We start from the raw sequence: 12,122 nt of genomic DNA on the forward strand, positions 1-12,122 counted from the left end.
TCACCTTCCCCAACAGGAAAGGACTGTTACAGGTTTAGGCTTTCATCACTTTACAAGCGCATTTTTTGTAATCCGTTTCCTTGGAAAGCGGGTCCGTGGCATCCAGTGTCAACTTGTTGACCAATGCCCCTTCATCAAACCAAGGAATGAATACAAGACCTTCCGGCACGCGGTTACGACCGCGTGTTTCCACACGGACCTTAATTTCACCACGGCGGCTGGATACATTGACTTCTTCCCCACGGCGCAGGCCGCGTTTTTTCGCATCCGCCGGGTTCATATAGATCACGGCATGCGGGAAAGATTTATGTAGCTCAGGCACGCGGCGGGTCATGGAACCGGAATGCCAATGTTCAAGGACACGGCCTGTGCAAAGCCACAGGTCATATTCCTGATCCGGGCTTTCTGCCGCAGGTTCGTAAGGCGCGAAGATGATATTGGCGCGACCATCCTTGTGACCGTAGAATTTGACGTCTTCCCCCGCTTTAACGTGCGGGTCGTAACCTTCGCGGAAACGCCACAGGGTTTCTTTGCCATCAATGACCGGCCAACGGATACCACGGGCTTTGTGATAGACTTCGAAAGGTGCCATTTCGTGGCCTTTCTTCAGGATATCGCCTTTGGTGTTGAACATGCGGTATTCTTCAAACAGACCTTTCTGTACGTAGAAACCAAAATGTTCGGACTCATCGTTGTCATACACATTGCCCGCATCATCGGTGATTTTTTCCAGCGGATACGCGTTGACGTTGCCGTTTTCGTACAAGACTTCATACATGGTCTTGCCGCGATGTTCCGGCATTTTTGCCAAGAGTTCTTCCGGCCAGACTTCTTCGATCTTGAAGCGTTTGGCAAATTCCATCATCTGCCACATGTCGGATTTGGCTTCACCCGGCGCAGATACTTGTTGACGCCAGAACTGGGTGCGACGTTCCGCGTTCCCGTACGCGCCCTCTTTTTCCATCCACATGGCTGTCGGCAAGATCAAATCCGCAGACAAAGCCGTAACCGTTGGATAAGGATCAGACACCGCAATAAAGTTTTCCGGGTTGCGATAGCCGGGATAACCTTCCTCGTTCATATTCGGGGCGGCTTGCATATTGTTGTTACATTGAACCCAATAGGCATTCAGTTTGCCATCTTTCAACATACGGTGCTGCAAAACAGCGTGATAGCCCGGTTTCGGCGGAATGGTTCCGTCCGGCAGTTTCCAGATTTTTTCGGCAAACTTACGGTGTTCTTCCTTCCCCACAACCAGATCCGCTGGCAAACGGTGAGAGAACGTCCCCACTTCCCGCGCGGTCCCGCAGGCAGACGGCTGCCCTGTGAGGGAGAATGGGCTGTTGCCCGGCTCGGAGATTTTGCCCATGAGCAAGTGAACGTTATAAAGCAGGCTGTTTACCCACACACCACGGGTATGTTGGTTAAAGCCCATCGTCCAATAAGACGCCACTTTACGATCCGGGTCGGCATAAGCTTGTGCCAGTTTCAGCAGTTTATCCTGCGGCACACCCGACAGTTTGGAGGCATATTCCAGCGTATAGTCGGAAACGGATTTCGCATATTCCTCAAAGGAAATTTTGTCGAACTTCCCTTTACCGGGGTTGGCGACCGCTTGTTCCAGCGGGTGCTCTGGGCGCAGACCATAGCCAATATCGGTGGTCGTTGCGTTAAAGTTCACGTGTTTGCCGATAAAGTCTTGGTTATAGGCTTTGTTTTCGATGATGTAGTTGGCGATATAGTTCAAAATCGCCAAATCCGTTTGCGGATGGAACACCATGCCGTTGTCTGCCAGATCGAAGCAACGATGCTCATAGGTAGACAGGACATGCACTTCACAGCCCGGTTTGGTCAAACGTGTGTTGGTCATACGGGACCACAGGATCGGGTGCATCTCTGCCATGTTTGCGCCCCAAAGCACAAATGTATCGGCATGTTCCAGATCGTCATAACAGCCCATTGGCTCGTCGATCCCGAAAGTCCGCATAAAGGCACCGACCGCAGACGCCATACAGTGACGCGCGTTCGGGTCAAGGTTGTTGGAACGGAAGCCCGCTTTCATCAACTTGGACGCGGTATAGCCTTCAAAGACGGTCCATTGACCAGACCCAAACATCCCAACAGAGGTCGGACCTTTTTTCTTGAGCGCTTCTTTCCATTTTTCAGCCATCACGTCGAAGGCTTCATCCCAACTGACAGGCTCGAAGTCACCTTCTTTGTGGAACTTACCGTCTTTTTTACGCAGCAAGGGCTGAGTCAAACGGTCCTGACCGTACATAATCTTGGACAGGAAATAGCCTTTAATACAGTTTAGACCTTTGTTCACCGGTGCATCCGGGTCACCTTGGGTCGCAACGATTTTACCTTCGCGCGTGCCGATCAGAACGCCACAGCCTGTCCCGCAAAAACGGCAGACCCCTTTGTCCCATCGGATTGCGCCCGGTACAGCCGCGTCAGCAGCTTTAGCAGTCAGCGAAACGCCAGCAACGGCAGCAGTCGCTGCGGCAGCATTGGCTTTCATAAAGTCGCGTCGGGTCAGTTTCATGAGGAAACCTCCTCCAATTCAAGCTTATCTTGTGATTCAAACTGATGATAAACGAGGGAACTGTTCATCACGCCCGGCAAACGATCGATGATCGTAATCCGGTCGGCACAGAGCATTTCCTCGGTATCCTCGATGGTAATGACCAGACGGCCATCTTCTGTTTCGGCATGGACTTCCACACCTTCAAATGCGTTCAATTGCGCGCGCACTTCCTCACGTTTGCCAGCGGCAACATGGGCAAGCAATCCACACACGTTAAACGGCTTTTCTGCTGACGATAAAGCGCCCGGCAACGTGGCCTTCATCTGATCTTCTAAATAAAATCGACTATTTACCTTCAACTTCTTAAGCCCCCTCTCTTACTTGTTCAGGCATGATCTGGAGCGCACCGACCGGACAGGGGGCAACGCAGGCCCCACAGCCTGTGCAAACGTCCTGATCCAATTGTGGCAAAGAGACCCCGCCCGGGGTGATGCGAAACCGAATAGCGCGTGGGTCACACTGATCGTCGCAAATACGACATTCGACCCCCTTCATCGCCAGACATGTCCCCTCTATTGACACCTGCAGCGACCAAGGACGGTTGATATCAGCCATAACTAACGCGCCATCCTTACAGGACGTGACACAGTCGGTGCAGAAGGTGCATTCCCCTTGCGAGAAATCGACCTTCGCCTTTTTGTGCATATCCAGTATCAGAATATTTTCGGGGCAGGCGTCCACGCATGCGGCGCAGCCTGTGCATTTTCCAGCAAATAAGCCGGCATCAACTGCCCACGGTGGACGGATGATATCATCCAAACCGCGCGGACCGCTTTTACCGAACAAAAGTGCCCGTCTGGAAACTACGTCCTTCATTTCGGACCCCCTCAGACCCAAAGTTCATACTTTAGACCCAAAAAGTAGTACCAGAACCAGTACCAATGATCAATTTATTTCCACATTTTATTTATGGTTAAATGGAATTAGTTCATACTTTGGTATAAGCCTTTGAATATTGAGGCAATTTCTTTGAAGTTGTGTTTCAGGGAGAATCTTCCGTATAAGAACATATGAGACGTTTTCTAAAACCGGATGAGTCGAATCCCGGACTCTGGATGACCAAGCGCTATATTTTCGCGCTTGTGGCCATTGCTATTTTGGCCGTTTCAGCCTTTGGGACGGTTGGTCTGTTAATTACCGAACATAAAAACACTTTGTCCGTGGTTAATATTTCAGGTCGCCAGCGTATGCTATCGCAACGCACTGCATTGTACGTTTCCCAGATGATATACACTCAAGACATTGTGGAACAAAAACACTACCGCCGCGAGCTCAGACGCGCCACCCGCTTGCTGGAACAAGCCCACCTTGCCCTGACCGGACGGGCCAACGTCATTAATATGTCCATAGAAATGTCACCCGAAGCCCGCAAGCGCTATTTTAAGGGGGCTTATCCCTTAAACGCCCAGATGCGCGAGTTTATCAAAGCCCTGCATGTGATCCTTGAGCTCCCCGATGAAGCCCTCAATGAGGATCACCCGACAATCAATTATGTGCTCAACACCGCCCCCGGTGAACTGGTTGACTCGCTGGACGCCATGGTCGAATTTTATCAGGAAGAAGGGGAAAGTGCCTTTGCCTTTCTGGTCAAGCTGGAAGGTGTCTTCCTCAGTCTCACACTCCTGATCCTGTTGGGGGAAGCCTTCTTTATTTTCCGCCCCATGGTTGCCCATGTCGCGCGTCAAATGAACCGCATCAAAGCCTTCTCAAAAGACCTTGAGGAGCGCGTTGCGCTGCGTACGGAAGAACTGGAAGAAGCCCGCGAAATCGCAGAGCAAGCCAATCACGCAAAATCGCGTTTCCTCGCCGCGGCAGGGCATGATCTCAAACAACCCCTTGAAGCGATCGGCATGTTTTCCGGTATGTTGGAAAAACGTATGCCTGATGAACGCAGCGCCGCCATTATGAAAGACATGCATCATGCCCAAAAATCCATGCGCTCTCTCCTGGACTCCATCCTGTCTCTTTCAAAACTCGAAGCCGGGGTGATTGTCCCCAATATCAGCACCTTTCCGGTCCAAACCATCCTGAGCCAGCTAACACAAGAATATCGCATCAAAGCACAAGCCAAAGGGCTGACGTTCAAGATGGTGCCCAGTTCCCTCAGTGTCACAACTGATCCGCTTTTACTCGAACGCATTTTGCGCAACTTCCTCTCCAATGCGGTGCGTTACACCAAGCAAGGGCGCATTCTCATCGGGTGTCGTCGCCTCAAAGGGAAGCTCGCCATTGAAGTCTGGGACACCGGCCCAGGTATATCTAACGATAGTATGGAACAAATCTTCACAGAATTTTTGCAGCTTGATGACCCCGAACGTGACCGTAGTGAAGGTATTGGCCTTGGTCTTGCCATCGTCAAAAAACTATCTGAACTCCTGAACTTGGAGATCTCCTGCACCTCCCATGAAGGGCAAGGATCAAAATTCAGCATCCTTTTGATGCCACATCAGTATATATCCGAATAGACATATATAAAATTTTAAGTATTTTGTTTGTGGGTTTGGATAAAGGGAAAAACATGCACTACTCGTACTCATGGCAAGATGCCGCAGAACAAAATTTACTGATCACCGTTGATGGCAAACTTTTGTTCGGAAACTTTCAAGACCTCCAATCTTTCATCTTCAGCCTAAAAAAAAACCACCCGCAAAGATCACGTTCGACCTGTCAAAGGTCCCTCTCATTGACAGTTCCGGTCTGGGACTTTTAATTGTCGCCAACGAAATTACCGGCGAAAACAAAAATATTACGCTTAAAAACCCGATGGATCAGGTTAGACAGCTTTTCGACGTCTGTAAAATCGACAAGCTGATGGACATCACGCCTTAACAGAAGGCCCTAGACACCTATCGCACGCTGGTATTTCAACACAGCCTGCGTGCGATTTTCTACATTCAACGTGCGCAAAATCGCGGTCACATGGCTCTTGACCGTACTTAAATTAAGGTCCAGACGATCCCCGATTTCCTGATTGGACAGACCTTCAGCAAGCAGAACCAAAACCTCGCGCTGACGACGCGTCAGGTCCGGAAACAATGCTTTTGCCGCCCGATCAGGCGTTTCGCGCGGAAGCGTTGCGGCCTCGTTCCCCAATGTCACAGCGGCGCCACCCAAAACAGGTGGCACGTAAGACCCACCGGATAAAACAAGCTTTAGAATGGTTGCGATCAAGCCGTCATCTGTCGTTTTAGGGATATAAGCCCGCACCCCTGCGGCCAAAACGGCACGCATTTCGTCTGGGTCTTCTGATACTGTAAAGACACAGACAGGCGTGTCTTTCACGGCCTCAACAATCTGGGCAATCGCTTGCATACTGCCGTCCATGCCCGGCATGCGCAGGTCCATCATTACAAGATCAAACCCACCCGCATGCACTGCCAAAGCCGTCTGAATATCCGCGACATTGCGTGCTTCAACCACATCAAGTTCGTCAGAAAGCTCGCTCAGGATATATTTCAACGCAGTACGTACGATGGAATGATCATCAGCCAGTAAAACTTTCACGGCCTGCCCCTTATTCATACGTTGAGAGATTGAGCTATTTGTATCACTCCCCACCTGACAGGCAAGCTATTTATATCAAAAGAACCTGAAAAACTAAGCCTCTACGTACTTCACCCGAGAACCAAAAGCACCTTACTTAGTACTTTAGAATAATTTGATATGAATATATTTCTCAGGATTTAATCAAACATGGATCAAAAGGACTAAGGTTATCCAAAAACATGTGCGTACAGGCATCCCACGAAAAGTTCAACGCATACTCCCGGCATGTCACGGGGTCTGCTTTCAAAGCCTCCAGACAGGCGCTTTTCAAGTCCGTATCCAATTTACCGACGGGCGCATCCCCAATGACGTCTTTTGGCCCTGTCACCGGATAGGCTGCAACCGGCACCCCGCTTGCCAACGCTTCCAGAAGCACAAGACCAAAGGTGTCTGTAAGACTTGGGAACACAAAGACATCAGCAGACGCATAATGCGCTGCCAGCTCATCCCCTTCCTTCATCCCGACGAAGGTGGCGTCCTCGTACTCTTTTTTTAGTTGCTCAAGCTGTGGTCCATCCCCGACAACGACTTGGGACCCCGGCAGGTCCAGATCCAGAAACGCTTTAATATTCTTCTCAACCGCCACACGCCCCACATACATAAACAACGGACGCGGTAAATCCTGAAACAACTTTTCTCGCGGATGAAACAAGTCCGTATCAATGCCGCGCGTCCATGTTACCACATTGTCAAACCCTTGCGCACGCAGCTCATCACGCAACGATTTTGTCGCCGTCATAATGGCGCGACTGGGCTTGTGAAACCATTTCATGATCAGGTTGGTATAACGCGCCGGAATTTTGGTGCGCGCCTCCACATATTCAGGGAAGCGGGTATGAAAAGCGGTGGTAAAAGGCAAGCCATGCTTCATGCAGAACTTGCGCGCCGCAATCCCCAATGGTCCTTCTGTTGAGATATGGATCGCACTGGGGCGAAACGCGCGGATCAGGCGCGCCACTTTACGATTTGGCAGGATGGATAAGCGGATTTCAGGATAAGACGGACAGGGGATCGTCTTAAAATCCTGCGGGGTAATCAGTTTGATCTCGACACCTTTGCGTTCAAGATGCGCTTTAAGGGATTGATGCGTTCTAACAACGCCATTGATTTGCGGGAGCCACGCGTCGGTGACGATAAGGAGTCGCATGTTTCTTCCTCTGTTGCTATCGCCGCATAAGACGGCTGCCCCATCCAGTAGATAATTTCCAATCGACCATCATGATGTTCCACCAATGCAGAACAGCTTTCCACCCAATCCCCGTCATTGCAGTACAGGGTGCCATCGATATCGCGAATTTCCGGGTGGTGGATATGCCCACAAATAATGCCGTCGACCTTGCGCTTTTTAGCAACGTCGGCAAGGGCCGTCTCAAAGTCGGCGATAAACTGGACTGCGTTTTTAACCTTAAATTTCAGGTAGGCCGACAAAGACCAATAGCCATACCCAAACTTGGTACGCACCCAGTTGAAATAGTCATTGACCTTTAAGGCCACGCTATAGGCCCCATCGCCCAGCACCGCCAGCCAGCGGGCATATTTGACAACCACATCAAACTCATCCCCATGGATGACTAAAAATTTGCGACCGTCTGCTGTTTCATGGACATATTCGTCATGGACTTGAATATCGCCAAAATCATGTTCGACATAAGGGCGTATAAACGCATCGTGATTGCCGGGGATGAAGATGACATTTGTGCCTTTGCGGGCTTTGCGCAGCACCTTCTGCACCACATCATTATGAGCCTGCGGCCAGTACCATGACCGCCGTAAGCGCCAACCATCGATAATGTCCCCCACAAGGAACAGGTTTTCAGAGTCCGTCTGCTTTAAAAAATCCAACAGAAAATCTGCTTTGCAGCCCGCCGTCCCCAAATGAATATCGGAAATAAAGATCGATTTAAATGTTCGGGGATTTACGCCAGCATCCATATCAGCCGTCACTTTTTCCATTATCGCAATAAAACCGCATTAAAAGCGAAACACTAAGCTGTCACTTTTTTACGCCTCAAGGCTTACCGCTTTATGACGTGATTTTGACTCTTTTATTGCAGGTGCGAAAAATATGGGCATTTCTGAACGACGCATAAAAATCATCCACAATCCGGTTGCCGGTGGTAGCAAACGCAGACGTCTTGCCATCGCACTGCGTGCCCTGAAACAACATGCAAAAAAAGTCAAGGTCAGCCCAACCAAATACGCGGGTCACGGCGTTATTCGCGCTGATAAAGCCCTCAACCGCACCCATAAAAAACCTTATGATATCGTCTGTGCCGCCGGGGGAGATGGCACCATTGCAGAGGTCGCAAACGGGATGCGCGGCAGTGACAGCCCCCTTCTCGTCCTCCCCCTTGGCACAGCCAACGTCTTTGCGCGCGAAATTGGTCTCGGCACCTCCATGCGCCGCATTGCCGCCATGGTCGAGACATTAAAGGAAAAAACCGTTTATCCCGGTCTCATTGCGGATCGACGTTTCATAATGATGGTGGGTGCCGGCATTGACTCCTTAGCCGTTGCTGCCCTTGATGCGAAACTAAAACGCAAGATCGGGGCAGTGGCCTATGTGATCGCCGCGTTCAAGGCGATCAAACGCATGAAAGACCTTGATCTCATTATCGATGTAGATGGCGACCAATATAAAGCGTCCCAAGTCGTCGTGACCCTCGGCAAAAAATATGGCGGCCCCTTCACTATTTCCCCGCACGCCTCTCTGCATGATCCGGAATTTCATGTGGTCCTGATGAAAAAGAAGGGCTTTTGGGCGGCGCTTAAATATGGGATTGCCCTTGCAACCGGTCGCCTTCCCTACCTAAAAGACGTCACCATCACCCACGGCACAAAAGTGACCATCGACAGCCGCAACAGTATCCCCGTGCAAGCCGATGGGGATTATGCGGGTCTCCTGCCCGTCACCCTCACGATGGATGAATACCCCTTAACGGTTCTCGCGCCAGCGTCGAAATGACCGCCCATCGTCCACGTCCGTCAATGTTTCCAAAAAGGCGACTTTCTTGCCTTTCAGGTTTGCCAGACAATCGGCCAAGGTTTCTGGGTGCGACCACCTGACGGGTCGTCGGTAAGGGTTGCTCAGGATGGGATGTCGCTTCAAGCCCACCAACCAAAAACCCCCATCCTCCGCCGGACCAAACACCGCGTCGTGACTGCCCAGCAGTTTAAAGGCTTGACGGATATGATGGGCCTGAATATCGGGAATATCGGTGCCGATAACCACAAACGGCCCTGTTGGTAAATAGCGTGCTGGGCGCAACATTCGCTGGCCCAAATCGCCGCCACCTTGCGCCACATAGCCATCGGCACAGGCGCACAATAAAGACGGTTTCATCCTGTCTGGGCTATGGCTGATCACCGTGCGCCATGGCCCTTTCCCGCGTAATCGTTTGGGGAGGTCTGCCAACATCGCGCGATAAAACCGCCACGCAGGCACCTTGCCGATATCACGGGCCAAGCGGGTTTTCACCCGACCCATGCGGGGTTCTTTTGCAAAAATAACAAGATGCGGCTTCACAGACTTATCCGTAGAGTTTGACGATACGTTCGGGCGATACTCCCAAGAAATAGAGCGTTAAACAACTCACATTACGTAACATTCGCTTGAGGTAGCCGCTTTTTTGATATTTGCTCGCTGACGTCACCGCCCGGACCGGCACAGGGACCAATCGGTCTTTGCCTATTTTGCGCACCATATCCACATCTTCCATCAACGGAATATCGGCATACCCGCCCACCTCCTCATAAAGACTTTGATGGATCAACAATCCTTGATCCCCATAAGGTAAGCCCAACCATGTGCAGCGACGTGCGACCACACGTTCCAACCGTCGCGCTGCCTTTGTGTCCTCATTCAAGGTGAAGGTGAAATATCCGGCGCGGTTCTCATTTTCCGGCTTATTCATAAAGGCGCCGACGTGCCGCTCCCATCCCTCTTCTAGGACCGTATCGGCATGGAGAAACAACAGCCACGCTCCCACGGCAGCATCTGCGCCAGCTTTAAGCTGCGATCCCCGACCTTTAGCTGCTGTGATACAACGCGCCCCTAACTCCGCTGCCGCTTGTGCCGTATCATCGGTTGAGCCCCCGTCGACGATAAGGATTTCCCCTACCCCTGCTTTGCCTTGCACCGACTGAATTGTCTGCTTTAAAACGACAGAACTATTGTAGGTCGGGATGACAATGCTTAACATGCGGCCTCATGGATGAACGGGTTTAAAGAATGGAAAAAAGACTATGCCTGATTTTTCACTGGAAAACGAGCATGCCGGACGGGTGTGTGGCATTGATGAAGCCGGACGCGGCCCGTGGGCAGGTCCAGTCACCGCAGCCTGTGTGATTTTCGATCAGGATACCTTATCCCCCAGCCTCGCTGAAAGCCTGAATGATTCCAAAAAGCTATCTGCTAAAAAACGCGAAGCCCTGATCGACCAAATTAAGGCAGAAAGTATTTGGGCCGTCGGACAGGCAAGTGTGGAAGAAATTGACGAGCTGAACATCCTGCAAGCAACTTTCCTCGCCATGCGCCGCGCGGTTGCGGGGCTTGCCATCGCGCCAGATTACGCGCTGATTGATGGCAATAAACTGCCGCCCGATCTCGGCGTCCCTGGTCATCCTGTGGTGAAAGGCGACGGGCTTTCCTGCTCCATCGCCGCCGCCTCCATCATCGCCAAAGTCACCCGCGATCACGAAATGGCAAAGCTCGCCCAAGACTACCCCCAGTATGGATGGGAGAAAAACGCAGGCTACGGCGTCAAACTCCATCAACAAGGCCTCGCCACCCACGGCGTCACCCCGCATCACCGCAAAAGCTTTAAACCCATTAAAGTGATTTTGGGGATTGAATAGCACTCCACGCCCGTCATGGCGGACCCGTTCCGCCATAATTGCGGGAAGGCGGTGTGTGATCCCAGCCGATGATCGCGCAACACGTGCGCGATGACGGGGCTTGAATTAGACATAAAAAAAGCGGGGTCGATTGAACCGACGCCCGCTTTCTCCCCCTGATCAGTTTAATGCCCGATGATCTGGCTCAGGAACTCTTGGGTTCTGTGCTCTTGCGGGTTGTTAAAGAAGGCGTGGGGTTCGTTTTCTTCGACGATTTGGCCGTCAGCCATAAAGATCACGCGGTCCGCCACGGTTTTGGCAAAGCCCATTTCGTGGGTCACGCACAGCATGGTCATGCCTTCTTCGGCCAGTTGCACCATCGTGTCCAACACCTCCTTGATCATTTCAGGATCAAGGGCGGAGGTCGGTTCGTCAAACAGCATGATCTTCGGTTCCATACACAAGGACCGCGCGATGGCCACACGCTGTTGCTGACCACCGGACAGTTGGCCCGGGTATTTGTTGGCCTGTTCCGGGATCTTGACCCGTTCCAGATAATGCATGGCGCGTTCTTCTGCGACTTTGCGCGGTTCTTTGCGCACCCACATCGGGGCCAGCACACAGTTTTCCAGAATGGTCAGATGCGGAAACAGGTTAAAGTGCTGGAAGCACATGCCCACTTCACGGCGAATGGTATCGATGTTTTTCAGATCGTTGGTCAGTTCCACCCCATCCACGATGATCTGGCCCTGCTGGTGTTCTTCCAAACGGTTGATACAGCGGATCATGGTGGATTTACCGGACCCCGAAGGTCCACAAATCACGATCCGTTCCCCTTTGCGCACATCAAGATTGATATCGCGCAGCACATGAAAGTCGCCGTACCATTTGTTCATACCGATCAACTGGATGACGCTTTCGTCTGCCACTTTATGATCCAGATTGTGACCGGAGCGCAGCTCGGCTTCCGTCACAGTATCTGTAATTGCATCAGGATCTTTTGTCATTTTATCCTCTTCGTACGTCTGTTCGTACTGTTAAATTGCTCTAGCGTTTATGACCGGTGTGCAGTTTGCGCTCCAAAGCCTGACTGTATTTGGACATGCCAAAACAGAAGACCCAGAAACAAAAGGCCGCAAAAATATAGCCCTCT

Annotated in this window: 13 protein-coding genes; 4 read left to right on the top strand and 9 right to left on the bottom strand. The window is 51.4% G+C overall.

Annotated features, from left to right (window positions below):
- Positions 1-34: 34 nt before the first annotated feature.
- Genes napA through napF form a run of 3 tightly spaced genes read right to left on the bottom strand, consistent with a single transcriptional unit; the run spans position 35 to position 3,403 of the window.
- The gene (gene napA / locus Q397_RS0116535) at positions 35-2,545 is read right to left on the bottom strand and encodes a nitrate reductase catalytic subunit NapA (RefSeq protein ID WP_028880360.1); all 2,511 of its coding nucleotides are present in this window, start codon (positions 2,543-2,545) and stop codon (positions 35-37) included.
- Positions 2,542-2,850, bottom strand: a complete 309-nt coding sequence (locus Q397_RS0116540; RefSeq protein ID WP_051610216.1) for a chaperone NapD — start codon at positions 2,848-2,850, stop codon at positions 2,542-2,544. Before Q397_RS0116540 ends, napA begins: the two co-directional genes overlap by 4 nt.
- Positions 2,851-2,890: 40 nt before the next feature.
- Positions 2,891-3,403 (bottom strand): ferredoxin-type protein NapF, encoded by a 513-nt coding sequence (gene napF, locus Q397_RS0116545; protein ID WP_028880362.1) that lies wholly within the window; start codon positions 3,401-3,403, stop codon positions 2,891-2,893.
- 239 nt (positions 3,404-3,642) lie between these two features.
- Here napF and Q397_RS0116550 point away from each other — a divergent pair, with 239 nt between their 5' ends.
- Together Q397_RS0116550 and Q397_RS25585 are read left to right on the top strand one after the other, a co-directional pair.
- Complete coding sequence (locus tag Q397_RS0116550; RefSeq protein WP_169738009.1) at positions 3,643-5,052, top strand: ATP-binding protein; 1,410 nt, start codon at positions 3,643-3,645, stop codon at positions 5,050-5,052.
- Between the two features lie 148 nt (positions 5,053-5,200).
- Positions 5,201-5,416: an STAS domain-containing protein gene (locus Q397_RS25585; protein WP_084149097.1), complete on the top strand. Its 216-nt coding sequence runs from the start codon at positions 5,201-5,203 to the stop codon at positions 5,414-5,416.
- Between the two features lie 9 nt (positions 5,417-5,425).
- Here the strand turns inward: Q397_RS25585 and Q397_RS0116555 are convergent, their stop codons facing one another.
- The 3 genes from Q397_RS0116555 to Q397_RS23085 all read right to left on the bottom strand — a co-directional run bounded on the left by Q397_RS0116555 (position 5,426) and on the right by Q397_RS23085 (position 8,086).
- On the bottom strand, positions 5,426-6,091 hold the full coding sequence (locus Q397_RS0116555) for a response regulator transcription factor (RefSeq protein WP_028880364.1): 666 nt from the start codon (positions 6,089-6,091) through the stop codon (positions 5,426-5,428).
- 172 nt (positions 6,092-6,263) lie between these two features.
- The gene (locus Q397_RS0116560) at positions 6,264-7,280 is read right to left on the bottom strand and encodes a glycosyltransferase family 4 protein (RefSeq protein WP_028880365.1); all 1,017 of its coding nucleotides are present in this window, start codon (positions 7,278-7,280) and stop codon (positions 6,264-6,266) included.
- Entirely contained in the window at positions 7,169-8,086 is a 918-nt protein-coding gene (locus Q397_RS23085) for a UDP-2,3-diacylglucosamine diphosphatase (protein WP_240475095.1), read from the bottom strand. The genes Q397_RS0116560 and Q397_RS23085 overlap by 112 nt, the downstream gene beginning before the upstream one ends.
- Positions 8,087-8,198: 112 nt before the next feature.
- Between Q397_RS23085 and Q397_RS0116570 the strand changes: the two genes are divergently transcribed.
- The gene (locus Q397_RS0116570) at positions 8,199-9,098 is read left to right on the top strand and encodes a diacylglycerol/lipid kinase family protein (RefSeq protein WP_028880366.1); all 900 of its coding nucleotides are present in this window, start codon (positions 8,199-8,201) and stop codon (positions 9,096-9,098) included.
- Here Q397_RS0116570 and Q397_RS0116575 read toward each other — a convergent pair.
- Both Q397_RS0116575 and Q397_RS0116580 read right to left on the bottom strand, forming a co-directional pair.
- Positions 9,069-9,659, bottom strand: a complete 591-nt coding sequence (locus Q397_RS0116575) for a TIGR04282 family arsenosugar biosynthesis glycosyltransferase (protein WP_028880367.1) — start codon at positions 9,657-9,659, stop codon at positions 9,069-9,071. The genes Q397_RS0116570 and Q397_RS0116575 overlap by 30 nt on opposite strands.
- 4 nt (positions 9,660-9,663) lie before the next feature.
- Positions 9,664-10,335, bottom strand: coding sequence for a TIGR04283 family arsenosugar biosynthesis glycosyltransferase (locus Q397_RS0116580; RefSeq protein WP_028880368.1), 672 nt, complete (start codon positions 10,333-10,335; stop codon positions 9,664-9,666).
- 43 nt (positions 10,336-10,378) lie between these two features.
- Here Q397_RS0116580 and Q397_RS0116585 point away from each other — a divergent pair, with 43 nt between their 5' ends.
- A complete protein-coding gene (locus Q397_RS0116585) occupies positions 10,379-10,990 on the top strand; it encodes a ribonuclease HII (protein WP_028880369.1) in 612 nt (203 codons plus the stop codon).
- Between the two features lie 164 nt (positions 10,991-11,154).
- Here Q397_RS0116585 and Q397_RS0116590 read toward each other — a convergent pair whose 3' ends face one another.
- A complete protein-coding gene (locus Q397_RS0116590; protein WP_051610222.1) occupies positions 11,155-11,865 on the bottom strand; it encodes an amino acid ABC transporter ATP-binding protein in 711 nt (236 codons plus the stop codon).
- Between the last annotated feature and the right edge of the window lie 257 nt (positions 11,866-12,122).

It is taken from the genome of Terasakiella pusilla DSM 6293, from assembly GCF_000688235.1.
GTDB lineage: Bacteria > Pseudomonadota > Alphaproteobacteria > Rhodospirillales > Terasakiellaceae > Terasakiella > Terasakiella pusilla.